The following is a 26335-nucleotide window of genomic DNA, read 5'->3' on the forward strand; positions in this document are numbered from 1 at the left end:
ATGGGTTGCGCAAAATGCAAATTTAACCAATAGTTAACACAATTTTAACACTTGTCTGACCTGTTCTCAGTTCGTGATAAGCACTGGAGTGAACAACCCGATGAAAAAATTTGCTTTGTTAATGATGTCTGTTGCCTTGTTGTGGGCGCCCTTATCTCACGCATCAACCTATGCCAAAACGCAATACCCAATTGTATTGGTGCATGGTTTATTTGGTTTCGACGATGTACTGTGGGTCGATTACTTCTACAAGATCCCATACAAATTGCAGCGCAAAGGTGCGAAAGTGTATGCGGCAACGGTATCGCCTGCCAACTCAACCGAGGTCAGGGGCGAACAATTACTATCGTACGTTAATCAGGTACTGGCGCATTCCGGAGCCGAAAAAGTGAACTTAATAGGGCATAGTCACGGTGGCCCAACGGCGCGATATGTCGCCAGTGTCGCGCCGAGTAAAGTTGCCTCGGTGACAACGGTGGCAGGTGTAAACGGCGGTAGCCCCGTGGCAGACATTGTTTTGACCGGTTTAAGTGGAAGTGATGTACTGCAAGGTACTACAGCCACTGTTTTTAACGGTTTCGTAAATATTCTTGAGCTTTTATCGGGATCAAATCCTTCTCAGCTGCCAACCGATTCACTCGCAGCGCTACGTTCTCTCTCCACGGAGGGAGCAAACCAATTTAATCAACGCTATCCAGAAGGATTGCCCAGTCGTTATTGCGCCAATGATGGTCGTCAGCGTGAATCTAATGGCGTTCAATATTTTTCATGGAGTGGTGGTAAAACTTATACCAATGTTTTCGATGTGGCTGACCCATTATTGGCGCTAACTGGATTGGCATTTTCTGAAACAAACGATGGGCTTGTGTCCAGCTGCAGTTCGCATCTAGGCAATGTGCTTAAAGACAACTATCGTATGAATCATCTGGATGAAGTAAATCAAACACTTGGGATCACGCACCTATTTGAAACTGACCCAGCACAGGTGTATGTACGCCATGCCAATAGATTGAAAGGTCTTGGTTTGTAAGTCCATTCATGCGAGGCAAAACAAAGGGACGTCTTCTAGCGCTGATTGTTTTTCTGTTAGCCAGTGCATTGTTGGGGGCTGACTATTGGTTTGGTGGCAATGAACAGTTGGCTGAAGAGGATGCTTGGCGTGACACAAGTGACAAAGCGTCTAATTCACTGGCAAGCATTACTGGTAGCGCAAACGCCACGCCAGAGAATACCCGAGACTTCATCATTGATCACGAGACGCGAGCTGAGTTCGATGCGTTTATCTTCTCGCATCAGGAGTTGCACGCAAACTTTAAGCCCGACGCTATTAAACAGGCTTTTGCGCAACAGGCGATTTCTTTGTATTCTCCGCATACCGCTGAGTACGCGATATTGTTGTTTTCACGCTACATTGATTACAAAGCAGCGCTGGCGGAAGTTGATGAACCAATTGATGATCGTACCGAAATCGATTCACTCGCAGCGCGATTGCAACAGCGCGATGATCTTCGGCATAAGTTCTTTTCGGTAGCAGAGTATCGTGTACTATTTGCGTCTGAGGCGGCGTTTGATCAGGCAGCTCTCGCACGACTAGCCGTCAGTGCATCGAAAGATTTACCTGTCGCTGAAAAACGCCGGTTAGTCATGCAGAACATTGCCTCTTTACCGCCAGAACAGCGCGCGGGCTACGAGCCTTCGCTTGATATTGAACGGCTTAAAACGTTAAGAGCTGTTTACCCGAAATCTACGACACGCTTTAGCGCAGTGGCAGCAGAGTTTGGCAGTGCCGTGGCCGAGCGACTGGAAACCTACGAGCAGGAAGAAGCTGTCTGGCAGCAGCGAGTGGAAGCGCATCGCCAATGGCTTAGTCAATTACCCGACAGTTTAAGTACCAAAGCGCGTCAGCGAAAGATAGACGAACAAGTGGCTGGTGCATTTAGCAAAACTGAACAACGTCGCTTGCGCGTGTACCTAGACAACCCAGACTTGTAATCAACAGGCCCTAGAACAATTTAGCTGCTTGAATCGCTAGCCCTTCGCAGACCGAATTGAACGCATCGCCTTCAATCAATGGAAGGTCACTTGGCAGCATGGCTTGCAGTTCCTGCTTAACGATCGGCGATAGACTCATTCCGCCGGTAATAAACACCATTTCGGGCGGCTGTGCGCTACTTTCCAAGCATTCTGTGACTAATTTTTTTACCCGCCGCAACCACGGCCGCATTGAACGGTGCAGGTCATCTAGGGTTATCTTAACGTCGTAATCAGCTTCAATATAATGAAGGGGCAGGGTAATGCTGCGTTTGGATGATAGTAATTCTTTCGAAAGACGAGAGGAATTTACCAAACGTGCAGATAACTTCTCCTCTTGCACGGTGAGGAGCCTGCCCAGTAACTTGGGCTGTTTAACAATGGACATGGTCTGCGCGATATCCAAGCCATATTCATCAGAGAAGAAGTGATTCATTTTGGGGATATCGTCAACCGCACACATATCTGAAAAATACGTTGGAGGTACCGGAAGGCCGTTCTGCATCAGCAAGTCTTGCCCCATAGTTGGCGCTATCGCCTTGATGATCAGGTTTTTGTCGCACTCCATACCGCCTAGCCGAGCACCTGTCACCGATAGTACGTCTGTTTGTCTGTCTACCTCGATGCTGCGATTCGGCGACAACTTGATACAACACACGTCGGTCGTGCCGCCCCCAATATCCACGACCAGTACATTGGTGTCTCGTTGCAGTTGATGTTCAACTTTGTAGGCTGCGGCAATCGGTTCTTCCAAAAATTCGACACGGTTAAACCCTGCTTTTTTCGCCGCGTCGCGCATGATTCCGAGCGCCTGCTGATTGCCCTCTTCACCCCGTGTCCCGTGAAAGCGAACCGGACGCCCGATCACGGCAGTATCGACGCTTTGATTCAGTTGCTGCTCAGCACTGGCGCGAAAAAACTGCAGTTGTTTGGCAATCATGGTTACGAATGCTTGCTGCTGCCCACCCACCAAACTGGCTCCTAGAAAGTTTTTCGGGGAATAAATCAGGCGACCTTTATCAGGGGTTTTCAAAAAGCGCTTAAAACCGGCCTCGCCGAAGGCGAACGTGCCGGTGTCGACCAGTTGTGATAATGACAAATCCTGAACCGTAAGATCGTTCAGAAGTGCTTGAATAGCTCGGCGTTGTAGCGCTGGGCGGTTGTGAAACTGCGCGCGCAGGTCATCAATTTTGTCACTATAAATTTCTTGTTCTTTCGGGTCTGTGGCGTCGTAGTAGTGGCTTTTGGCTTTGTCTATTTGCTCATGAATAACCCGTTGTATCTGCTCCATCTTGGCTTCAATCGCGCTGGCCGGAGGCATGGGTAATTCATCGTTATAATAAATAAACACGGACGAGCGTATTTTGGTGGCATCCTCAAGCGAGGGATCGAGCTTTATACTGTGATGCGTTTTGCCATCATAAAACACGACTTCTGAATTTGATGTGCCGTAATCGATTCCAATAGCTGCCATAACGTCCGCGTGCCGATAAATAAAACGGCCGCGGATTGTAATGTAAAATGCAGGGTTTTGACTAGGGCTTTCACTAGGTCTTTAGTTCGAAAGCACGTGTGACGCGAGTCACGCCCTTGACATTGCGTGCAATGTCCACGGCCGCATTTGCCTCTTGAGTGGTTAACATTCCCATGAGAAAAACCTCGCTGTTTTCAACGACTACATCCACGTTCAACGTGGGAACACGCTCATCAGTCACAAACTGCGCCCTGATTTTGGAGGCCAGCCAAATATCATTGGCTTGTGTGGTCGCGCTGATAGGCGAGCCGATCCGGATTTGATTGTGTATCTTACTGATATGTTCGACACGCTGAGCGGCGGCTACCGCACTTTGCTTGAGTGCCTCATTAGGGGCTTGCCCGGTCAATAGCGCAACTTTGTTATACACCTTAACCTGAATATTAGCCTGCTCTTTGAGCACCTCATCGCGAGACATTTCAAACGCTATTTTGCCTTGCATTGTCGTATCATCGAGTTGGGTGCCAACCGTGCGCCGGTCATTGGCGCTCACCGCCGCTACCGTTCCTGCTGCGCCGACGGCCACAACAGCACACCCTGATTGGAGCAGGGTACTTGCGACAACACCTGCACAAATGAGCGATTTCAGAATTGTTCTGCCACGCATTAGCTATCTCCAGAAACAGGGAATAATGTATCGTCAATGCATTCGCACAAATTGTGTATCACCAGGAGATGTACCTCTTGTATACGAGCGGTGCGCGAAGAAGGAACGCGAATTTCAACATCATTCGGTCCCAGGAAGCCAGCCATTTCTCCGCCGTCTTTACCGGTTAATGCAACAATAGTCATATCTCGGGAGAGTGCGGCCTGCATCGCGTTGATGACATTTCGCGAATTTCCGCTGGTGGATATAGCGAGTAAAATATCGCCGGGCTGCCCTAGCGCTCTAACCTGCTTGGCAAATACCTCATCGTAGCTGTAGTCATTAGCAATCGATGTAATGGTCGAACTGTCTGTGGTTAGCGCCATCGCTGGTAAGCTAGGGCGGTCGCGCTCGTAGCGATTTAGCAGTTCAGATGAGAAATGCTGAGCGTCTCCTGCCGACCCGCCATTGCCGCACGAAAGTATTTTATTTCCCCCAATAAGACATTGCGTCATCATAGTCGCCGCTTTTTCAATCGCTTCCGGCAGCACTTCCATGGCGGATATTTTTGTTTGCACACTTTCAGTAAAGTTCGCTTTGATTTTTTCTAACATCGACATCATCCCGTAACGTTTTTTATCCACTCGAGCTCGTCATCGTCAATGGCAACAACGTCGATACGAATGGGGGTGTGGTGTTCATTTAGTTGATTATCCAATAAAAACAAGCGCACTGCATTAAGCAGCTTTCGCTGCTTCGCGGCGTTGTAAAATTCCGCTGCGCGACCGTGATCGGATTGCTGGCGGAATTTTACTTCGACAAACACCCAGCAATTTTGTTCACGCATAATCAAGTCAATCTCGCCCATTTTGCAGCGATAGTTTTGTGCAATAAATTGCAAGCCGTTCAGCTCTAAATAGACCCTGGCAGCGGTTTCGGCCCGATCACCAATACTTTTACTCGTGGGTGGTTTAGTCGAGCTCAACGACACGCTCATTATCAATTTTTGCTAATGGCAACGTCCGCTCAACTTCATCGGCGGTGTTGATACTCAGTGTGCCACTGAGTCCGTCAACGCTTAGTTGAGGGATAGCAGCCAGATGAGCGAAAGCAGGTATTTTCTGATAAGCATCGAAACCCAACGCAAATAGACGCTTCACACTGTCGCGCTGATTAGGGTATAGCGTGTTCATTTGTGCGCCTAACTCAGTGTTTGCGGCACTGGGCAAAAGCCAAGGCATATCGATAAAGTGCACATTCTGCAAGTCACGAAGCTGATTCTTGGTGACGTTCAAACTGACGCTGCGTGATGTGGTAAATACCGGAACTTGAGCATCGGTAAATGGACTTAAACTGGCTTCAATAATCGGATTAAGCAGCTCTGTTTGCTCCGGCGTTGCAAACGCGATGATCGCGTCTACATCGCGGCGGTTGCGCGGCACGTTGTACAGCTCGGGAATAAGAATGTTTTCTAATGCCCGAATGCGAGCCTTGCTTTGTTCAACATCTAGCGCGCCAAGTATACCCTCGCGCATACCATCGTTATCGTTAAAGCTAACGATATCGACACCGCGATTGTCGCGTTGGCCGGTAAGGTAACGCCACTCTTCCAAAAACGCTGCGGCGAGTCGTTGTCCAATGGAGTCTTGCCCATGCACTACGATGGGCGTGCGCAGCCCTCGCGCAAAGATTATCTGCGCCATTTGCTTAGCTTCATCTTCTGGAGCGAGTCCGAAATATAGGCGATGCGCATCAATACTCTCAGTATCGTTCTGAGCAACCTCGGTTTGAGAGTCAAGAGCCATCTCGACACGTGAGCTCTGGGTGTCGACGCGATTCAGCCCGATCATCACCGTTTGGGGGGCTAATAGTGGCGTAAGTTCATCAATATTGCCTTTCAGTAACGGGCCAATCACGAGGTCAACGTTGTCCAGTTGCTCTGCAATCTGCACCATTGAGAACACATTGCTATCGAGAAAGGTTAACTCTGGTGCTACACCAGTAACGTTTTCCTGCGCTCCATTAGCATGTAAATACGCGGCTAGAATCCCGTGCTTAATGGCTGTACCTTGCGCTTCTAAGCGGCCTGATAAGGGCAATACCGCGACGATGCGCTGCGGTGGCGTGAAATTTACTGCCATACCGTCAACAAACTCGGCCGGTACGTTGAGCACGAGTGGATGGTCGGGGTTTTGAACGGAAAAGCTGTCAAACGCTCTTTTCAACTGCATTGGGCTTTGGCCATATCGATGAAGCATTGCCGATAGTGCTAACCACTGACGCAGTGCGGGGTAGCGATTAAGTGATTGTTGCTGCACTGTGTAGGGCGTTCGGTGGATAAAGGACCAAATAAATTCGACACTGCGTTCATCTAGTTCGGTTTGCTGGGCTAATGCATTGGCGGCCGCTAACCATTGACTCTGTCGCTCAAAAATCCCAGCCTGAATGCGATGTTGACGGTTACGAACAGTATGTTGAGCAGCTGGAATTGCGATAAGTTGAGCGTGTTCTTCGAGTGTGAGAGCTTGCTGCGGAGCGCATTCTGCAATAATCGAGTCAGCCAGTATTTGAGTTTGTCGGTCTGTGAGACCCGCGTAGACCGAGTTCAACGCGGTTAACGCTCTTGGGCACCGCGACGTCTGTAAAAAAAGCTCGGCAGCCTCTACTACCGCTTTATTGCGAGACGCTACGTTGCCTTGGGATAACCATGCTGCCTCGGCCTCTTTAAGTACATCTTCAGCCGTGCGCTCTGACTGCGCTGGATCGACCACGTCGTTGGTAGAAATTGGTGACGGTTTCGCAATCTTTTGTGCTGGAGTCGGTGTCGAACCACAGCCTGATAAACCGATCAGTACCGTCGCAGAAAGCGCTGCAAAGCGGTACGTTGAGATAAATTGGAATAGGTAATTCGGCATGCGATAAAGGGTAATCCGCTAATTTTAATCCAGTGTACCATGAGCATGATATGATTCACCCCATACACACAAAATATAGAGCCCTATTGCATGTCCGATCGCATTGATGACGCGGTGTTAGCTGATGACGCGCCTGACCACGCTGCTGTTGAGCCTGGTGTTCTTTATATCGTACCCACGCCGATTGGCAATCTGGGTGATATTACGCATCGCGCTGTGCAAGTACTGGACGCCGTGGATGTGGTTGCCGCTGAAGACACTCGGCACAGCCAGCGTTTGTTTCAACACATCGGTTTACAGGTCAATATGTTGTCATTGCACAATCATAATGAAGAAAAACGAACAAAATTATTGATCAGCAAATTACAAGGTGGCGCAAGCGTCGCGCTGATCTCAGACGCCGGAACGCCGCTGATCAGCGATCCCGGTTATGTGCTAGTCAGCGAGTGTCGGAAGCAGAGTATCCGAATCGTCGCGCTACCTGGAGCGTGCGCAGCAATTACTGCCTTAAGTGCATCGGGGCTGCCGACCGATCGCTTTATATTTGTGGGTTTTTTGCCGGTCAAGCAGGTTGCATTGACCCAGGCGCTTGAGCGGTTGCAACAATCACCTTACACGTCTGTGTGCTATGAAGCTCCGCGCCGCATTGAACAGACACTGCAAGCGATGGTGCATATATTGCCAGAGGACCAAACCGTGGTTCTGGCCAAAGAACTGACTAAGACGTTTGAAACCTACGTTACCGGCAGCGCGCAAGATGTGCTGAACTGGCTTCACAGTGATGTTAATCATCAGCGAGGCGAATTCGTTTTAATGGTAGGGCCTAATCCGCAGCGCAATGAAAGTATACCGGCAGAAGCCCTTAAACTGCACGCGGCGCTGGTGCCGTTACTGCCACCCAAGCAAGCTGCTGCAATCGTGGCTGAGCACTATGGGCTTAAGAAAAACGCGCTGTATCAAGCCACGCTCCACAAGAACACGGTGTAATTACTCCGTCACTCGTTCAATGACGTGCCGTGCTCCCGCGGGTGTTTGTTATCATAGCGTTTACGACATCACTTGGATGGAGCTTCTCTCTTTGAAACTACGTGCGCTTTTTGTTGCTATGGCGGTTTTTAATGCTGTAGCAGCGCAAACCCCGCTGGACGATATTGAACGCATTTCTACCACAGCATCACGTTTTGACAGTCCGGCATTGGCAGCACCGCTGACTTTGTCTTGGCTCGATGAGCAACAGTTGCAACGCGTTAATCCAGTGCATATTCAACAGGCGTTGGTGAGAATAGCCGGCGTCAATGTGCAGCGCGGCAATGGGCAGGAGTATTTGCCCAGTATTCGCTCTCCGGTGTTCACCGGCGCGGGCGCTTGTGGTGAAATTCTGACCGCTGAAGACGGGATCCCGTTACGAGCAGCCGGGTTTTGTAACATCAATGAGTTGTTTGAGGCGGGAACTGAATACGCCAGTTCGGTTGAAGTGTTAAAAGGGCCTGGTAGCGTGTTGTATGGCTCAAATGCCTTGCACGGCGTGATCAATGTTATAACGCAGGATCCAATCGATGCGCAAACGCTGCTCAGTGCAGATTGGGGGTCTTTTGGTTACACTCGTGCCGGTTTGCGTGTTGGCAATGGGCTTAGCCAGCATGGTGTAGGTCTGAATCTGTCAGTGACAGATGATGGTGGCTACCGCGATGAAGAAGGCATTAAGCAAACGAAGTTTCATGTGCGGTATCGATACGACAGTACGGATCTGGCGCTCACCGCTGGCTTAAGTTTCAGTGATCTCGATCAGGAAACGGCAGGGTACATCGTGGGTCCCGACAGTTATCAAGACTCAGAAATCGCACAGAGCAATCCCAATCCTGAAGCTTTTCGTAAAGCCAGAGCAACGCGATTGTGGGTCAAGCTTGAAGGGCAAACTGAATTAGCCAACCATCCAGTGAAATGGCAAGTCACGCCCTATGCCCGTGATCAGGACATGACATTTCTGATGCACTTTCTACCCGGTCAGCCACTGGAGCAAAATAGCCAACAGGGTATCGGATTGAAAAGTGCTCTCGAGTTGACACTATCGCCAGCACATCGATTGACGGCAGGTATTGACGCAGAAGCCACCGATGGATCGCTAACTCAGTTCCAAGAATCACCCACCCAAGGCTCTGCATTTTTGATGGCAACCATACCCAGTGGGCAACAGTATGATTACCAGGTTGACGCGCAGGTGCTGTCAGCGTTTTTTCAGTGGCAGTGGGATTTGACAACGCAATGGCAATTCACCTTTGGAGCAAGAGCCGAAAGTATTGCCTATGATTACACCAACAATATGCTTTCGGGGCGCACCCGTGATACAGGCGAACCGTGTGGATTCGGAGGCTGTCGCTACAGTCGTCCGGCGAGCCGCGATGACCGGTTTAATCAGGTATCTCCTCAAGCGTCACTAAGCTACTACGCCAGTGAAAACAGTCTCTGGTATGCGTCTGTCGGACAAGGCTTTCGCGCTCCTCAGGCAACTGAGCTGTACCGGCTTCAGCGTGATCAAGTCGTTGCTGATTTGGACAATGTAGAGGCAACCAATGCTGAAATAGGCTATCGCTTCTTTTCTGAGCCGATAAGCTGGCAACTGGCGGTGTATCATATGGAAAAGCGCAACGGCATTATTCGTGATACAGACTTCTTCAATCGTAGTGAAAGTGACACGCGCCATCAGGGTATTGAGATCAGCGCAAACTACACACTCAGTTCCCATTGGCAGGTGAGTGGCGCGCTAACCTATGGTCGTCATCAGTATCAGAATGATCAGGGCGACCTTGTTATTGCGGGCAATGATATGGATACAGCTCCAAGACGCTTAGCGAATGCGCAGCTATTATGGCAACCCATTGAATCCCTTGATGTAGAGCTGAATTGGGTGTACACCGATGGTTACTTCTTAGATCCTGAAAATGAAGAATACTACGCTGGACACAACGTATTTGATGTTGGAATGGTATGGGCTGTTACCCAAAATGTGACGTTAACCGCAAAGATAGCGAATGTGTTTGATCGTGAATACGCTGAACGCGCTGACACAACCAGCTTCACAGGGCCCCGATACTTTCCGGGCAAACCGCGAAGCGGTCTAGTGGGCGTTGAATATAGCTTTTAGCGCGGTTAGGACAACCGCGCTTTAAAGTCTGCGTAGGTAAACTGACGAACCACATCCAACGAGCCATCTTTGCGCAAAATGGCTATGGCAGGGTGCTCAACGCCGTTGAAGAACGTAGTTTTAACCATGGTGTAGTGCATCATGTCTTCAAACTGCAATCGGTCGCCCACTTGCAGAGGCTTGTCAAAGCTAAATGCGTCAATGACATCGCCAGCAAGGCACGAGTTGCCACCTAATCGATACACATAGGGTTTGTCCTTTGGTAGCCCTGCATTGCGCAAACGAGGGCGGTAGGGCATTTCTAAAACGTCAGGCATGTGTGCCGTCGCCGAAATGTCCAGTATGGCGATTTTACCGTCATTCTCAACAATATCGACAACTTCACAAATCAAAGGCCCAGTATCCCACGCCACAGCAGAACCCGGCTCCATGATGATTTCAAGATTAGGATACTTAGCTTGGAACGTGTTCAATGTGGAAATCAAATGTTCCACATTGTAGCCTTCACGCGTCATCAAATGACCGCCACCGAGATTGAGCCACTTCAGTTGACCTAGCCATGATGAGAACTTTTCATCAATGGCCTGAAGCGTGCGCTCTGTCGCAAAAGAATCACATTCGCATAAGTTATGCACATGAAAACCATCAATCCCGGTTAAATCAACACCGTGCAACTGCGCCGCCAAAATGCCTAATCTTGAGCCTGGCGCGCACGGGTCATACAGAGGGGTATCCGCTTCTTGGTTTTCGGGGTTCACGCGTAACCCAACGCTGACAGATGAGGCCTGCATTGTGGCTTTGTGACGTTCCCATTGAGTCAAGCTGTTGAAGGATAAATGATCGACCAGCTCGATGAGTTCACGCATGTCTGACTCTTTGTAAGCCGGCGAAAAGGCATGAACCTCTCCCCCCATTTCTTCTCGGGCTAATTTGGCTTCCCACACTGAACTTGCCGTCGCGCCGTGCAAATACTGTTTTACGAGGTCAAATGTCGACCACATGGAAAACCCCTTCAAAGCCAAGATGATACGCACGCCAGTGGCATCCTGAACGCGTTGCATCAACCTCAGGTTGGCTTCAAGGCGTTGTTCTTCCATGACGTAACAGGGTGATGGAATATCATCGCGATCGAGCAAGTCCATAACAGTCCTTTATCTAATTAACGTTTAAATGGGCTATCACATTCAATGACATGCCATGGCAAGCCATGTTGGTTAAGCATGTCCATGAAAGGATCAGGATCGAACTGCTCCATATTCCACACTCCTGGCTTCTTCCATGTTCCGTTTAACATTAGCGAAGCCCCGATCATTGCCGGTACGCCCGTGGTGTAAGAAACTGCCTGTGCGCCAACCTCTTCATAGCACACCGCATGATCGCAATTATTGTAAATGAAGATCGTTTTTTCTTTACCGTCTTTGATACCTGTGATGTACGTACCGATACAAGTCTGTCCGGTATAGCCTTCTGCCAGTGAACCCGGGTTGGGTAACACCGCTTTCAAGAATTCAAGCGGCACAATTTTCTGCCCCTGAAACTCAACCGGTTCAATGCTTGTCATACCAATACCTTCCAGCACGCGTAGGTGATTGAGGTAAGCATCGCCGAAGGTCATCCAAAAGCGCGCACGTTTGAGCGTTGGGAAGTGTTTTACAATCGATTCAAGCTCTTCATGAAACATCAGGTAAGACGCGCGAACGCCGATATTCTGATAGTCCAAATCTTCGCGCACGCTGAGTGGGTCGGTTTCTTTCCACTCGCCGTTTTCCCAGAATTTACCGCGCTGAGTTATTTCGCGGATATTAATTTCGGGATTGAAGTTAGTGGCAAATGCTTGCCCGTGATCGCCGCCGTTGCAGTCGACAATATCTAAATAGTGAATTTCATCAAAATGGTGCTTTGCCGCATACGCCGTATATACATTGGTAACGCCTGGATCAAAACCACTGCCGAGTAGAGCCATGATACCGGCATCCTGAAAGCGCTGTTGATATGCCCATTGCCACGAGTATTCAAATTTGGCTTCATCTTTAGGCTCATAGTTTGCGGTATCAAGGTAGTCAGTCTTAGTCGCTAAACAGGCATCCATAATCGGTAAGTCTTGATAGGGCAGTGCCAGATTGATGACTAAGTCTGGTTTGACTTTATTGATTAGCGCTTCTACTTCGCTGGCGTTGTCAGCATCTACAGCAAACACGCCTTTCACGCGGTCTGCACCGATTTCTTTTTGCAGGGCTTCACATTTAGAGACGGTTCGACTTGCTAAATAGATTTCGTCAAAATGCGCCGGCAGTCGTGCGCATTTTTTAATGGTAACGGCAGCAACGCCGCCTGCACCGATGATTAAAACGTTAGCCATAGATAATCTTCCAAAATTGCGATAAGTGTAATTGCGCTGAATGCTAGCAGCTAATGGATTTCTTTCAAGTTTTGAATGTACCGTAACAATCAACGCGTCCTAATAGGAAATCGGATCGCTGAACGTCAATCCTGTCTGATCACGGCTAAACGGATATAACCGTGTCACTTCCAAACCTTGCCCATCATCAATCTTGGTGACAATAACATCCATTCGATCATGACCGGCCGTCTCGACTTCAGCACAGAATGCCACGACACTGCTGATGGTGCGTGTTTGAAATTGGCGATCTAGTACTAGCCACTCCAATTGTTCGATCATGGAGTTAGACCTTGCGTCTTCATTCGAATTTTCCGGGCAGAACACACACTCTATTCGGCCATGCACGCGGATGGCGGCAAATGGGTATGGATTATCTGAAAACTGCAACATAACGGCAGCGAAATCCAATACATGCTGCACCAGCGACTCACATTCCGATGCCATGCTCGGTGTCTTAAATCGCTTCAAACAAACCTCATCTGTTCACATTGATAGTGTAGAAACGCTTTTGCATGGTTTTTAGTTCACACAAGAGGGCGAGTACCTTGAATACCTCCGGTGTGCAAAAACACGACTTTCTGACCGGGCGTGAAATAGCCCGACTCAACAAACTGCCTCATGGCGAACAACGCTTTGCCAGAATAGATAGGTTCAAGCGGAAGGTTAAGTTGTTCAGAGTGTTCATCACAAAAGCACTTCAGCAAATGAGGCGCCTTCGCATAGCCACCATGATGAAAATCGTGCGTGATCCTATAAGACGTATTCACGGTTTTCCGCGGATTATGGGTTAGAAGCCCCTCAACCAGTGACTCAAGGTATTGCTGGCCCTTCAGTACTGCCACGCCAATCAGTTGCTTTGTTTGCCCGCGTGCAGCGGCGAGACCGGCTAACGTGCCGCCGCTGGCAACCGGAACGAATAATGCGTCAACCTGCCCGATTTGTTGTGTGAGTTCATCGGCGAGCATCTGCATGCCTGTCAAGCAATCAGGGTGACTGCCGCCCTCAGGAATCAGGGTTGCTCCAGGGTTTTGCGACTTAAGTGAGTTTATGAACCCTTCCTCTGTACGCCTGGCGTACTCAGCTTTAGTCAGAAAGCGGATCTCGCTGCCCCAGCGTTCGCAGTCGCGTAGCATGGGAGTCAGATTACGTCGATAGTCGCCGCGAACCATGGCGGTGAAGCGGAACCCGTTATGCGCACAGCAAAAACTGAGTGAATGTAGATGGTTAGAAAATCCACCGCCGAAACTGATGACGTGCACCGGTCGAGTTCCAGAAAGACGCGCAAGCTGGGGGGCGAGCTTACGCCATTTGTTGCCCGACACGATGGGGTGTATTAAATCATCACGCTTAACAAACAATTGTAGACAATTAGCATTCCGCCATTGTGGTGAGATTGCTTGAACTGGCGATGGCAATTGCAGAGCTATCGCCTTTGTAGAATCGTCTGCTTCAGACACATTTCACACTTAATCATCAAAATTGGTATTGTATCGAAATACCTAAGCTGATGGGGGTATATTTAAATCCACTGAGATGACCTACGGCATTTTCCTCTCCACTGAGCGCAATATCGTTGGCACGAGTGTAGCGGCCTTCAGCAGCAACGGACCACGAGCGTGTTAATTCGAATTCGGCGACCAGCATAATCTGTGCAGCAACATCATTGTCGCCAGAAAATGACCGCTCAACCTCAGTGCCTGTTATCGTATCTTCGAGATCAATATCGATTTCCTGTATCCAGCCAATTCCTGCTCCTACCAGCACCTTCCATTTGTTGAGTTCTATCAACGGGTAGTAAATATTTGCAAAAACGATGCTTGACGCCAAATTCCCTTGGAAATTGTTGCCGGCATTGGCAACCTGCGTAGTCGAGTCATTGGTGCGGTACTCCCAAAAAAGCTCAGTTCGCCAACCCGAACTAAACTGATAACCCGCACCCAACCCGGAGTAAAATCCGGTGTCGCTGTCCACGTTCCAAATACCATTACTCAGCCGTTGCGAGTCGACATTGACATTATCGGCGACAAATCTATGGTCAGACAACTGGCTAACGCCGACTGAGGAGCGAACGTACCATGGGCTTTCCTTGGCATGAGCCGTGGAACATATCGCGGGTACGAAAAATAAGGTCGCAGCTATCATATTCATTGGTAGGGGACAAGAGCAGTTCATCGAAATACCTTTAATTGAGTTGGGTTAGTTCGAATGACAGTCTAGTCCACGCAACGTTACACCAACATGGAGTGTTGATGACATTTTTTTCATGCAACTATGGTACGCCGAAGACATTATTAATTACATACGACGACATGATCAATTTGTGTTTGGTGTCGTATAAAGTACATCGCAACAGGAGGTTGAGAATGAAAAAACGCTCACGTATTACCGTAATTGGCTTATTCTTTTTTGGATTTTTGATGAACAACAATGCTTATGCTAACAAAGCGGTGGTTGAAGAACACATCGGCGGAGCTGAGGTGGTCGGCGAAGCAAGGTTTGAGTATTTTTTCTGGGATGTTTACGACGTGAAACTGTACACACCCAATGGGGAATACGATCCTAACGGTGCGTTTGCGCTATCACTGACTTATCTTCGTGACTTCGATGGTCGCGATATTGCTGAGCGTTCTGTTAAAGAGATGCGTAAGCAGGGTCAAAATGACAGCGCCAAATTAGACGACTGGTTAGCGCAAATGTCATCAATTTTCCCAGATGTTAAAGAAGGTCAGACGTTAACTGGTATTGCACACAAGGACAGCGGGCATGCTCGTTTCTTTCTGGAAGATAAGCAGATTGGCCTTGTTGAAGATGAAGAGTTTACGCAGGCTTTTTTCGACATTTGGCTTGGAGAGAAAACGTCCGAACCTAAGTTGCGCAAGCGTTTACTCAATCGCTGATCAGCGAACCACATTGAAAACACCCCTTTAAGGAGAGAGTATGATATTCATGAAAAACCGTCTCGGCCGCGCTAGAAGCCAAGCCCTGATCATGCGCAAAAAAGTCGTAAAATGCTTCAGTCGATTTGCCACTCTGTGCGTGGCTATGCTGACCTTAACCGCTTGCTCGGTGTCGGTAGATGGAAATAATTACCGCGATGTATCTCCTGACTTCAACATTGAATCTTTTTTTGATGGCGATGTGCGTGCCTGGGGCATCGTTCAGGATCGCAGTGGCGAAGTGATACAGCGGTTTGTCGTCGATATCGACGGCAGTATGCAAGATGGTGTCTTAACGCTGGACGAGAAATTCACATATGGATTGGGCGACGGCGCTAAATCACGCGTGTGGAAGATTGAAAAAGTCGGTGAAGGCAAATATGTAGGCAACGCTGGAGATATCGCAGGGCCCGCCGCCGGTACCAGTTACGGGAATGCGTTTAATTTTAGCTATGAAATGGATTTGCCTGTCGACGACACCACTTATCGTGTCACTTTCGATGACTGGTTTTGGGCATTTGACGACACCACGATGATGAACCGTAGCTATATTCGTAAGTTTGGTCTGGTAATGGCGGAAGTGACCATTTTTATGCAAAAGCAAGAATGAACAAAGTGGCTTTAACGCGCATTACACGCGCTCATAAAGCTGATCTAAAGGCGTTATCTGAATCTGCGCGTTCGAGTGTCGAACCTTGGTTGGGAACATTTTTTACACCGATAGACAGCGGCGAGTGCGAAGCGTTCTTAACATGGTGTGAACTGGGTTTAAAACAGCGCAGCCATCATTGTTTTTTGATATTGGCAGGAACTGACAAATCTGCCCATGAGTACGTCGGCGTAGGGTTTCTAAACGCGATAAATTCCGTTCATCAATTTTGCAATCTTGGTTATTGGATTGCACCCGCATTCTGCGGGAAAGGGTTGGCAACTATGGCTGCCAACCAGTTGCTCACTTTTGCTGTCGAGCAATTGGGATTGCGTAGAGTGGAATTAGTTATTGAGCCAGCAAACGTATCCAGCCTGGCGATTGCGCAAAAAGTCGGTTGTGTCAATGAGGGGTTGCTACGTTCTAGAATTTTCGGGCGCGACGCATTTATGTTCGCCTACGTCCCATCCTCTAAATAAACTGAACGCGATTAAGATGAGCTGTGGGCAACTATGGTTAGATACGTACTACATTCAACGTGCTGCTAATTTCCTATCATGGGTTGAGGTTACATGAACCACGCGGCTTCAGTGCCGTGAGATAGGAAGGTAAATCGCAACGCCCAATCCCGTTTTTGCTGACAACGGATTTTCCACAAATTTCAGCGTTCCTTGGTGCAACTTTGTAATGGCCGATACCATCGACATACCCAATCCGTTTCCGTTGGCGCTGCGACTTTTATCTTCACGGAAAAAGCGCCGTGTGATGTCAGCAAATTTATGTTTTGCAACACCGACGCCATTGTCATCGACTCTGATAATGGTATGAGTCTCTGATCGGCCTAGAAATATCCTGATTTGGCCTCGTTCGGGTGTGAATTTGATAGCATTGTCGACAATGTTCGCGATGCATTGAAACATCAAGTCGCGGTCGCAGAAGTGCACTGTATGAGTCACATCGGTTGAAAACTCAATGCACTTTTCTTCGGCTAAAGGCAGATACAGGTCCACAACATCATCCACGATGGTGGCAAGATTGTACTCCGCAAACCCGCTTTTTTGTTTGTCTGATTCAATATCCGCGATACGCAGCAAACCGTTAAACATATTCAAAAGGTTATCTGCCTCCGCCAACAGCGGTTGGGCGGTTTCGGGTTCTATTTGATTTTCAATGCGCTGCCGCAGACGAGTCAATGGGGTGCGCAAGTCATGAGCAATATTGTCTGACACAGACTGAATGTTGGTCACAGAGAGTTCAATTTCTTCCAGCATGCGATTCAAGGCTTCTGCCAGCTTACTTAAATCATCCCATGTGCTCTCGATCGGCAGGCGTGCGGACAAATCACCGGTATCCATAATGGTTTGCGCGGTACCAGCAATCGCATTGATTCGGGCTACAACGTAGTAACCTACCCACAAACTAACACCAGCAATCAGAACAAGCATCGCCATGATCACCCAGCCGAATGTACTACCGACCCATTGGGCGACTTCAATGTCATCAACATTGCGGCCCACTAAAAGCTCGTAGCCGTTATCTAACTTTACGGATTGAGAGAGCAAATCGTGACCTTCACTGAACGCGCGAACCGACCGTGCCGGGCTGGCTTCATGGAATGATGGTTCGATAGCGTAAATGACAAAACCATCGTGACGGACCTCATCAATGACCATCGGCCAGGCCGGTAGGTCCCCCTCGATCACTTGTCCACCGCTATCGCGTAGAACGTAAACTGCGCCTAATTGTTTGTTTTCAGAGCGCTGACGTAATGTTTCTTGCAATGTTTTGATGCCGCCGAGAGAATAGATTTGCTCAAGCCCTCGAACATCTAACATCACCGCGGCCTCTGATTCACGCATCAGTGTTTCATCTGTGCTGATCACCATAAAATAGGCAATAAAAAACACGCCCAACATTAATAGGGTGGTAAAAAGTGCGCTTAACGAAAAGCTACTGCTTTTGGAAAAATCGCGGATCGCTTTCACTGAGCAGACACATCCGGGAGCTTGTCGTGCAATCGATACCCGGCGCCGCGCACTGTCTCTATCAAGGGGGAGCTGAAGCCTTTATCAATTTTCTGACGTAGTCGGCTGATGTGTACATCAATGACATTGGTCTGTGGATCAAAGTGATAATCCCATACTTTCTCAAGCAGCATGGTACGCGTGATAACACGGCCCTTGTTACGCATCATATACTCAAGTAGCCTGAATTCTCTTCCTTGCAAATCAATGGTTTGTGACGAACGCGTCACTTGGCGAGTTAACAAATTGAGTGACAAATCAGCTGCAGTAAGGGTCACCTCGATATCCTTACTGGATTGAGTCGCAGCTCGCTGAACCAGCAGTTCCAATCGCGCCAACAGCTCTTCAAAGGCAAAGGGTTTGGTCAGGTAGTCGTCTGCACCTGAGCGAAGTCCTTTTACTTTGTCATCAACCTTGTTCTGCGCACTTAAAATTAATACGGGTGTAAAGGTGTTGGTCGAACGGAAGGTGTCTAGCAGCGTTAAGCCATCCATTTGGGGGAGCATACGATCAAGTATCAGCACATCGTAGTGTTCACTTGTCGCGAGCAACAGGCCTTGCTTACCATCCGCTGCGCTGTCACACACATGATTAGACTCATGCAGCCCCTTTTCGATAAAGTGTCTCACGGTTTCGTCGTCTTCAATGAGTAAACACTTCATGTTCGGTAGCTCAGTGGTGTAAAAACTTAACTATAATAGCTAATCTTCGCATGAGATTGGCTTAATCTTTTGTAATGATGATCATTCTAAGGCCGATCGTGGTTACACTGGCGTTAGGTGAACAAAACAATAGAAGGAATACCATGGCTGTAATGATAATAAGTTTATTGATTGTGCTGGTGATGCCGATCATCGCCAAAGTGCCCTTGGCTTACGCCATGCATCAATCGAGTCGTTACGATAATAAGCACCCTCGAAATCAACAAAATTCGTTAACGGGGTTTGGCGCTCGCGCGCTGGCTGCGCATAAAAACTGTTTTGAAGCGATTGCGTATTTCGCGCCAGCGGTCGTTACTGTAATGAGCCTCGGGGCGATTGACGACGTGGCAAAATTACTGGCGATTGCCTTTGTGATCAGCCGTTTTATCTACTTGGTGATGTACTGGGTTAACTGGGACATATTGCGCAGTGCCGCGTGGGTGATTGGCTTTGGCTGTGCACTTGCGCTACTGGTTAGACTGTTGTTGGCGATGAGTTAAGCAAAAAAATGCTCAGGCAAGCCTGAGCATTTCATCGTGCTTGTAGAAGGCTTTCGCCTAAAATTGCTTCTTATGACTTGCGCATGCGTGCAGCAAAAACGCCGGCAATAGCAAGTACAAACAGTCCAAGTGTGGCAGGCGTGTTGACTTGCGCTTGGCTTAATTGGACATCTGCACTAAAAAATACCGGGTCATTATTTGCATCAAAAATATCGACAAAGTTAAAACTCGGGTCGAAAATATCGATGATAATTTGATACGTCCATGGGTTAGAGCCATCTGAGTCTATTGCGTCGATCGCTAGAAATTCAATTCCGGCAAACAAGTCGTCAGTGTTGATTACGGCTTGAAAATCAAAAATTTCCAGTGCAGGGAATACGCCGAAAAAGTTCAGGCTAACCAGCGTTGGTACACCATCAAATGCCGTGTCGATAAGCCCTGTTCCCAAAAACTCATCAGGAACGTCGATTTCGACCGTCGCGATATTAAACCCACCCGCGATAATGTCTTGTGTAATGAGTGTTGCATTGGCACTGAATGTTGTCGCTAATAGCAAGCCAGTTGCAGCGGCTGCGTTTATCAATAATTGCTTGAGAGATTTCATAATCTACTTCCTCGTTTATCAAAATAGTCACTCGGGGCATGGCCCCGAGTGAATGTCTTTAGGGTTGAACTTCTAATACGGTCGTGCCTTGAACTTCACCAAAGTCGTCAGTGAAAGACACTGTACCCATATAAAGCAGGTCAGGGTTTAGACCACGTGTACGTAGGCTCACATTGTGGAATCGACCTTCGACCGCGCGACGTGATGTCGTCATACGAGTCGACGGATCAGCACCTTCCACAATCCACGTAGGCACTGTGTAATCAACTGAGTCTTGACCCGCCGTGTCAACACCGTGGACAAAGAGAATATACAAGTCACCCGCGGCACGATTGAATTTCGGCTCAGGATTAACCAGCATGATTTCTTCGTTCGAGTCCACATTTGTGCTATCTGCAACAGGTACACAAGAGAAGCCTGTACACGCGTAGAGATAGAGATCAAGGTTAGTGTCTAATGTTCCGTCACCGACAAGCGCGTCACGAAGAGCGAAACGAGCCAATGAAGTCCCCTCAGGAATAGAAAGGAACGTTGACGTTGCCAATCCAGCGCTAAAGTTGAATGCGCCGCCGTTACGGTTTGGTGCTTCGCCAGTAATCCCAAAACCTTCCACTAGGCCTGTGTAGTCCATGCTCAAGTCACCGGTATACAATGTTTGAACAGCAAACGCTGCACGACCTCGGTTGAGCTGAATCGACAGTGATTCTGGCACGATGATAGTTGAGTCAGCCAATGGGAACACAGCAATTGGACTGCGTGCATCGATACCGTTATTGCCTTGCAACGTGACTGACCCAAACACCCACTGATCAGGAGTAAAGGCGTTTGCCACACGGTCAAACGTGAGTCGATAGCTTGCTGTTCCATTTGGCTCAAGGATCAACATATTATCTTCAGTTAAGGTACCTTCAGAATCGAATGTTTCTACGCTAACTGAAATGCCGGCAGGTGCATCAACAACAACTGCATACTGACCACCATCACCCGTAACATCAGTTACTGTACGTGATACGGTTTCGATAGAATCAAGCGTGCCGATAGCGATTGACGGGTAGTTCAATTCAGTCGCGTCGGTGGCAAAGCCAGCGTCAGCAATCTGCGCACAGCTAAGAGCATCTTCACCTTGCAAACTTAGCACTAAGGAGTCTTCACCTTGGCCACACAAGAAGCCGAGATAGTCACCTAGGTTAGCGTCGTATACAACGCCAGGGTTCATTGCATCAACCGGAGATGCATGACCTGCACCGAAATCAAATGGCGTTGCTGGTGTCGCGCCATCTTCTTTCACAACATCTTGATAAGCAGTCGTCATTAGCGCCGATTTAATTTGCGCTGGGCTCCATTCTGGATACTGACCGCTCAAAAGCGCTGCCATACCGGCAATGTGAGGGCTCGACATCGAAGTACCTTGCAAATACGCGAAGCTCTCACCATCGACATTGCCATCGAATTCAAATTGATTTGAGCTAGTGGCGGCCAAAATACGCACACCGGGTGCCGTAATATCAGGCTTCAAAATATCATTCGATTGCGTATTCACACCACGTGATGAGAAGTTAGCCATAATATTACCAACTTCAGTTGAAGTACCCGCTGCTGGGTCAAAGGTCATTGTAACGTTGGTAACACCATTGTTAACGCTATCAACAAGCGCCAGGCCATCAGCATTGGTGACCATGACACCAGGAATGTTGATTCCTGCACCTTCTCCACCCATGGCGATTGGCGTACGGTTGTCAGTATAAACGACAACACCGATAGCACCAGCGGCTTGGGCATTGAGCATTTTAGTCGAAAATGCACAGGCGCCGCGAGCGATAAGCGCAATCTGACCGGTTAAGTCAGTTGTGATGGGGTCGCATGCCAAGATAGGACTTGCTAAACCTAAGTCACCGGTTAAGCCGCCTTCAGGAACATCAGGACCAATCGCTGAGTGAATAGAAAACAGCGAATCACCCTCAAGGTCACCTGAGTTGATTGTAAGCGCATTGCCAATCAACGCTGACTCACCGTCATACGTCGATGCAGCAACCGTCGTGATCCACGGTGCGATGTTACTTACGGTATCTGCTGTCGGGCCGCTGTTGCCAGCAGAACCAGAGAAGAACACGCCAGCTTGTGCAGCTCGAAGTGAAGCCGTGTACACCGGTGAATTGATGGCTTGGCTGTTACCGATGGAGTAGTTCAAGACGTCCACACCATCAACAACTGCTTGGTCGATTGCTGCCATGCTGTCACCGAAGAAACAACCGCGTTCGTTCACGCCGGCTTCACTGACAAAATTCGCATTCCAGCACACCTTATAGGCCGCCACGCGGGCTCTGGGCGCAATACCTGAAACTGTGCCAACTTCAACGCCTGATAGCGTGGCCGTCACACCAGCATTACCCGCAGCGGTTGAAGCCGTATGGCTACCGTGACCGTCTGCGTCTCGCGGCGAGGCAAACTCACCTAGACCGAAGCGGATCTCGTATACGCTAGAAAATGATTGACCGAAGTAACGTGCACCGATGAGTTTGTTGTTACACTCAAATTCATCGACTGGAGCGGTGGCGTCATCATAAATAACGCTACCTTCGCCGTCTGTAAATGAACCCACCGAACCTACGTTACATTCGCCATTCCAGCCAGAGGGGGGCGCACCATAAGCTCGCTCACTGATAGAGGAATCTTCTGAAAAAGAAGGGTTTTCAGGCCAAATACCTGAATCTAGAATACCAACGACTACATCTTCACCTTTGATACCTAAAGTGTGCTGACCATTGGCTCCTGTTAATCCTAAAAAGGCAGGCGTATTGGCCGTCTGGAGCTGATGTAACTCGTCTGCGAACACATTCGCAACGTCTGGGTGTGCTCTAAGCGCGTTGGCTTGAGCTGGCGTTAGTTTTGCGGAGAAACCGTTGAATGTATGCGCATAGCTATGCAATACATCATTGACACCAATCGCCGAAGCGACCGCTTCCTGCCGTTCTTTGACAGTGCGAACATATTCTGTCATCGCTGGGGTGTTGGCGTTGTAGTTGTTGCCATATCGCGCAACCAGCTGGTTGCTCGGCGTAAGCTCTCCAATATCAGCTGCAACCGCTATCGCTGGCGCACCTTTCAACTGGACAATATACATGCCGGTTGAACTATTTTGAACAGGCGCTGCGCCTGCTGCTCGGAACTGGGTGGGATCGACCTCGACCGTGTAATCCGAGGCTGACGCAATGCAGCTCGAAGCAACACAGGCTAAAGCCATACTGCTTAAGTACTTGTTGAACTTCATGTAAGTCTCCGTTGACATATTATTATTATTTTCATGCTTAACAAAAAAGGCAGCATAAGATGCCTTTGCATAGAATCGCTAATGTCTAACTATTCGGTGGAGTGACCACGAATTTTGTTGCCATTACCTGGTTAAGATTAACAGGATGTAAATTGTTTGGCAGCAGATTAACATTACAAGTTTCGTGCCATTGATATACGTTCTTGGTTTTAATGAATTTTTATTCAGAATGTGGAAGAGTCACAATGAAATTGTAAAAAATGCTGACAGAACAAAGTTTGTACAACTATCTTTCGCAAGAGTGCTATAGCCCAGTTCGATCATGCGGTAAGTCAATCGTATGGCGAGCTTGAGCCGTTTAATTATACCAATCTCAATGCGAAAGCGTACGGCTTACACGTGCGTGTAGTGATTGGTTTGGAGGTACAACCTGCACAATAATGGGGCACTAACCTTAGCGTTACCTCTTTATTCTCTGAATTACTAATGACTATCTTCATTCACCGCTGCTGAAATCGATGTGATGCCGGGTAGGGCGTAAAGTCTTGTATCGTGCCGGTTTTCGTCATCGCCTGCACTTTTCGCCAATAAGCGGGCGTCATCAGGTCACCGTGTAGTGCTTTAAGCAACTCTTTGAAGACTTTTTTGCCCACAATAAAATGTTCAAATTGCTCTGGAAACACATCGTTAGGACCCACCGATAAGGTGTCGATTGCGAACGGGTCATCTGAGGTAGGCAAAGCTCTGAATTGACGCTCACTCATTAAGCAAATCTCGTCATAGTCGTAAAAAATAACGCGCCCCGATTTTGTGATCCCAAAGTTTTTATGCAACATATCGCCGGGAAAAATATTCGCCATTGCTATCTGTTTAATGCAAAGCCCTAGTTCGTCAATCGCATGCCTTTGCTTTTCTGGATCTTGCTCCTGCTGTAAGTATAAGTTAAGCGGTGTCATTTTTCGTTCAATATACAGATGCTTTATAATGACTTCTTCTTCTGTCAGTTCAATGCTGGATTGACAGGTGTCAAGCAGCTCATCAATAAGCGCAGGGCATACCCGTTTTCTGGGTAACCGAAAATTCACATACTCGTGAGTGTCTGCCATTCGACCCACCCGATCGGATGTCTTGACCAGTCGATAGCACTCTTTGACGTGGTCACGCGTGATTTTTTTACTTTCTGCAAATTCATCTTTAATAATCTTAAACACCACACCGTAACTGGGAAGATGAAACACTGCCATCACCAGGCCTTTGGTGCCCGGCGCAGACTCGAAGCGATCGTCGCTACGGGAAAGATGCTGGAGGAAATTACGATAAAAGACCGTTTTTCCGTGCTTATAGAAGCCTAAAGACATATACAGCTCAAACTGTTTTTTATGGGGCAGCAGCTCATGTAAGAAGGAAACTACTTCACCGGGATACAGTGTATCCGCCATAAAATAAGAACGCGCAAAGCCAAAAATCACGCTGAGATCCATTCGCTCAGTTAGCAACGCGTCGACAAACAGTTGGTGATTTTCGTTGGTTTGCAAGGCAATCACGAAGGGGACGGTCTCATCGGGCATACAAATTCGCCCAACCAGATACGCGGCTTTACTGCGATAAAAAACAGGTTTTAGCAGCTCTACGGCTTTGACACTGGCGAGTTGGGCTCTGCTTAAGCGCTTACGCAATGCAATATCCATAAACTCGAGATCGCGCTCTTTATTTTCATATTCGATGTTAAATCGATACGTAGCCAATATGGCTTCATGCATGGCTCGCACCGTTCCGGTGGTATCAAAGCTATTCAACACTTTTTGCCTGTCTGCTCCCGAAAGAAAACAACGACTGGGCAGAACGTACATTATCTGGTCATCTATATGCTGGTGTTTAAACACGCGGCCAATCACAGAGTTGAAGAAGGTTTCTGCGAGCTCAAACTGCGGGTGGTTGTCCAGAAGCCGAGTAAACCGACTTTTGAGATCCACCCAAAACTGGTGATTCTGTTGGTGAACGTGAATGAGTTGATAAATCTCACTGACGATATCCGACAAAGATTGTTCGTAAATAGTAATGCGCTCTTTGACTGCCTGATGCGTTGCGGCCCACTGGCCCTGTTCAAAACGAGATTGCGCGCCGCGAGTGATACGGCTGTACCATCTAAAACTTTTATCAAATCCATTAAGTATTTGGTAGGCGACTTTGTCAGGTAATTTCATAGGTTCAGTGTCGATGGCGTGTTAGTTCAATAGACCTTAGATTAACAGCTAAGAAGAAAAGAAGGGAACATGTTCGCTACAGCTTTCAATTGTTGTGATCATCGGTTATTTTAGGACTATACGCCAAATACAATAATTACAAGACGCCGTATGACTTTCCCCGTACTCATTTGCGATGACTCTTCGCTTGCGCGCAAGATGGCTAAACGCAGTTTACCGCCACCATTGCAAGCCTCTGTGGTGACTGCTGAAAATGGTCAACAGGCACTCGACATCATGTTACGAGAACAAATCACCTTGTTGCTATTGGATTTAACCATGCCGGTATTGGATGGTGTCGGCGTACTAGAACAGATCAAGGCACGCGGTTTGGAAGTGTTTGTGGTTGTGGTTTCCGGTGATATTCAACCACAAATGCAAGAGAAGGTGTTGAGCTTGGGGGCGCTAGATTTTATCAAAAAGCCCGTGGATACACAGCGCCTGGGTGCCGTTTTGAAAAAATTTGGATTGTATTAACGCGCGTTTTTAACCGTTTCACTCTCTGTTTTCAGAGCGCCTGGCGCGGCCGCTCACTTGCTTATTGCTGTACTTTTGTAAAATTTTTTGCATTGAGACCACTGCGGTACTCGTTGTCACTGATTATCGCCCCTACTTTTAGAATTATTTTGATCTATAAATTTCATTTATAGAATGAGTTTGACTAAAGAATCAAATAATCTTCCTATATTTCCGTAATTTAGAATTTTTACGAGTCGCTAACATCTCATTTAACCCTAGATTTACGCCAACGCCACAATATTGCTACAACAAATCCATTTAACCTCTGCCATAACTGATTGT

General features: G+C 48.1%; 24 protein-coding genes. 9 read left to right on the top strand and 15 right to left on the bottom strand.

Features of this window, described 5'->3' with window-relative positions:
- Positions 1–100: 100 nt before the first annotated feature.
- Both KIU71_RS03445 and KIU71_RS03450 read left to right on the top strand, forming a co-directional pair.
- Positions 101–1030 (top strand): lipase family alpha/beta hydrolase, encoded by a 930-nt coding sequence (locus KIU71_RS03445; RefSeq protein WP_214129787.1) that lies wholly within the window; start codon positions 101–103, stop codon positions 1028–1030.
- Positions 1031–1038: 8 nt separating this feature from the next.
- A complete protein-coding gene (locus tag KIU71_RS03450; protein ID WP_214129788.1) occupies positions 1039–1992 on the top strand; it encodes a lipase chaperone family protein in 954 nt (317 codons plus the stop codon).
- A 10-nt stretch (positions 1993–2002) separates the two neighbouring features.
- Here the strand turns inward: KIU71_RS03450 and KIU71_RS03455 are convergent, their stop codons facing one another.
- From KIU71_RS03455 to KIU71_RS03475, 5 genes are all read right to left on the bottom strand, one after another.
- Positions 2003–3505 (bottom strand): Hsp70 family protein, encoded by a 1503-nt coding sequence (locus KIU71_RS03455; protein ID WP_214129789.1) that lies wholly within the window; start codon positions 3503–3505, stop codon positions 2003–2005.
- Between the two features lie 73 nt (positions 3506–3578).
- On the bottom strand, positions 3579–4172 hold the full coding sequence (locus tag KIU71_RS03460) for a BON domain-containing protein (protein ID WP_214129790.1): 594 nt from the start codon (positions 4170–4172) through the stop codon (positions 3579–3581).
- On the bottom strand, positions 4172–4765 hold the full coding sequence (locus KIU71_RS03465; RefSeq protein WP_214130148.1) for a phosphoheptose isomerase: 594 nt from the start codon (positions 4763–4765) through the stop codon (positions 4172–4174). The genes KIU71_RS03460 and KIU71_RS03465 overlap by 1 nt, the downstream gene beginning before the upstream one ends.
- Positions 4766–4770: 5 nt before the next feature.
- Positions 4771–5136, bottom strand: coding sequence for a YraN family protein (locus tag KIU71_RS03470; RefSeq protein WP_250207240.1), 366 nt, complete (start codon positions 5134–5136; stop codon positions 4771–4773).
- Positions 5123–7066, bottom strand: coding sequence for a penicillin-binding protein activator (locus KIU71_RS03475; RefSeq protein ID WP_214129792.1), 1944 nt, complete (start codon positions 7064–7066; stop codon positions 5123–5125). The genes KIU71_RS03470 and KIU71_RS03475 overlap by 14 nt, the downstream gene beginning before the upstream one ends.
- 90 nt (positions 7067–7156) lie before the next feature.
- Here KIU71_RS03475 and rsmI point away from each other — a divergent pair, with 90 nt between their 5' ends.
- Positions 7157–8053 (top strand): 16S rRNA (cytidine(1402)-2'-O)-methyltransferase, encoded by an 897-nt coding sequence (gene rsmI, locus KIU71_RS03480; protein ID WP_214129793.1) that lies wholly within the window; start codon positions 7157–7159, stop codon positions 8051–8053.
- Positions 8054–8129: 76 nt separating this feature from the next.
- Positions 8130–10208, top strand: coding sequence for a TonB-dependent receptor (locus KIU71_RS03485; protein WP_390881768.1), 2079 nt, complete (start codon positions 8130–8132; stop codon positions 10206–10208).
- A 5-nt stretch (positions 10209–10213) separates the two neighbouring features.
- Here KIU71_RS03485 and nspC read toward each other — a convergent pair whose 3' ends face one another.
- From nspC to KIU71_RS03510, 5 genes are all read right to left on the bottom strand, one after another.
- Positions 10214–11350 carry a carboxynorspermidine decarboxylase gene (gene nspC, locus KIU71_RS03490; RefSeq protein WP_214129794.1) on the bottom strand — a complete coding sequence of 379 codons (1137 nt, stop codon included), beginning with the start codon at positions 11348–11350 and terminating at the stop codon, positions 10214–10216.
- A gap of 17 nt (positions 11351–11367) precedes the next feature.
- Positions 11368–12567 carry a saccharopine dehydrogenase family protein gene (locus KIU71_RS03495; protein ID WP_214129795.1) on the bottom strand — a complete coding sequence of 400 codons (1200 nt, stop codon included), beginning with the start codon at positions 12565–12567 and terminating at the stop codon, positions 11368–11370.
- 99 nt (positions 12568–12666) lie between these two features.
- A complete protein-coding gene (locus tag KIU71_RS03500; RefSeq protein WP_214129796.1) occupies positions 12667–13077 on the bottom strand; it encodes a hypothetical protein in 411 nt (136 codons plus the stop codon).
- A 56-nt stretch (positions 13078–13133) separates the two neighbouring features.
- A complete protein-coding gene (locus KIU71_RS03505) occupies positions 13134–14066 on the bottom strand; it encodes a 1-aminocyclopropane-1-carboxylate deaminase/D-cysteine desulfhydrase (protein WP_214129797.1) in 933 nt (310 codons plus the stop codon).
- 16 nt (positions 14067–14082) lie between these two features.
- Positions 14083–14781 carry an outer membrane protein gene (locus KIU71_RS03510; protein ID WP_214129798.1) on the bottom strand — a complete coding sequence of 233 codons (699 nt, stop codon included), beginning with the start codon at positions 14779–14781 and terminating at the stop codon, positions 14083–14085.
- Between the two features lie 191 nt (positions 14782–14972).
- Here KIU71_RS03510 and KIU71_RS03515 point away from each other — a divergent pair, with 191 nt between their 5' ends.
- From KIU71_RS03515 to KIU71_RS03525, 3 genes are all read left to right on the top strand, one after another.
- A complete protein-coding gene (locus tag KIU71_RS03515; RefSeq protein ID WP_250207242.1) occupies positions 14973–15506 on the top strand; it encodes a chalcone isomerase family protein in 534 nt (177 codons plus the stop codon).
- A 91-nt stretch (positions 15507–15597) separates the two neighbouring features.
- On the top strand, positions 15598–16155 hold the full coding sequence (locus KIU71_RS03520) for a DUF3833 domain-containing protein (protein WP_214130151.1): 558 nt from the start codon (positions 15598–15600) through the stop codon (positions 16153–16155).
- Positions 16152–16673: a GNAT family N-acetyltransferase gene (locus KIU71_RS03525; RefSeq protein WP_214129799.1), complete on the top strand. Its 522-nt coding sequence runs from the start codon at positions 16152–16154 to the stop codon at positions 16671–16673. The genes KIU71_RS03520 and KIU71_RS03525 overlap by 4 nt, the downstream gene beginning before the upstream one ends.
- A gap of 108 nt (positions 16674–16781) precedes the next feature.
- On the opposite strand, the gene KIU71_RS18000 is transcribed toward KIU71_RS03525, so the two are convergent.
- Both KIU71_RS18000 and KIU71_RS03535 read right to left on the bottom strand, forming a co-directional pair.
- Positions 16782–18179, bottom strand: coding sequence for a sensor histidine kinase (locus KIU71_RS18000; protein ID WP_214129800.1), 1398 nt, complete (start codon positions 18177–18179; stop codon positions 16782–16784).
- A complete protein-coding gene (locus KIU71_RS03535) occupies positions 18176–18880 on the bottom strand; it encodes a response regulator transcription factor (RefSeq protein WP_214129801.1) in 705 nt (234 codons plus the stop codon). The genes KIU71_RS18000 and KIU71_RS03535 overlap by 4 nt, the downstream gene beginning before the upstream one ends.
- Before the next feature lie 143 nt (positions 18881–19023).
- Here KIU71_RS03535 and KIU71_RS03540 point away from each other — a divergent pair, with 143 nt between their 5' ends.
- A complete protein-coding gene (locus KIU71_RS03540) occupies positions 19024–19419 on the top strand; it encodes an MAPEG family protein (RefSeq protein WP_214129802.1) in 396 nt (131 codons plus the stop codon).
- A gap of 70 nt (positions 19420–19489) precedes the next feature.
- Here KIU71_RS03540 and KIU71_RS03545 read toward each other — a convergent pair whose 3' ends face one another.
- From KIU71_RS03545 to aceK, 3 genes are all read right to left on the bottom strand, one after another.
- Complete coding sequence (locus KIU71_RS03545) at positions 19490–20023, bottom strand: PEP-CTERM sorting domain-containing protein (protein ID WP_214129803.1); 534 nt, start codon at positions 20021–20023, stop codon at positions 19490–19492.
- A gap of 58 nt (positions 20024–20081) precedes the next feature.
- Positions 20082–23291 carry a S8 family serine peptidase gene (locus KIU71_RS03550; protein ID WP_214129804.1) on the bottom strand — a complete coding sequence of 1070 codons (3210 nt, stop codon included), beginning with the start codon at positions 23289–23291 and terminating at the stop codon, positions 20082–20084.
- 500 nt (positions 23292–23791) lie between these two features.
- The gene (gene aceK, locus KIU71_RS03555; protein ID WP_214129805.1) at positions 23792–25495 is read right to left on the bottom strand and encodes a bifunctional isocitrate dehydrogenase kinase/phosphatase; all 1704 of its coding nucleotides are present in this window, start codon (positions 25493–25495) and stop codon (positions 23792–23794) included.
- A 150-nt stretch (positions 25496–25645) separates the two neighbouring features.
- Here aceK and KIU71_RS03560 point away from each other — a divergent pair, with 150 nt between their 5' ends.
- Entirely contained in the window at positions 25646–26011 is a 366-nt protein-coding gene (locus KIU71_RS03560; protein WP_214129806.1) for a response regulator, read from the top strand.
- Positions 26012–26335 lie beyond the last annotated feature (324 nt).

The organism is Alteromonas oceanisediminis (genome assembly GCF_018474025.1).
In the GTDB taxonomy this organism is placed as follows: domain Bacteria; phylum Pseudomonadota; class Gammaproteobacteria; order Enterobacterales; family Alteromonadaceae; genus Alteromonas_E; species Alteromonas_E oceanisediminis.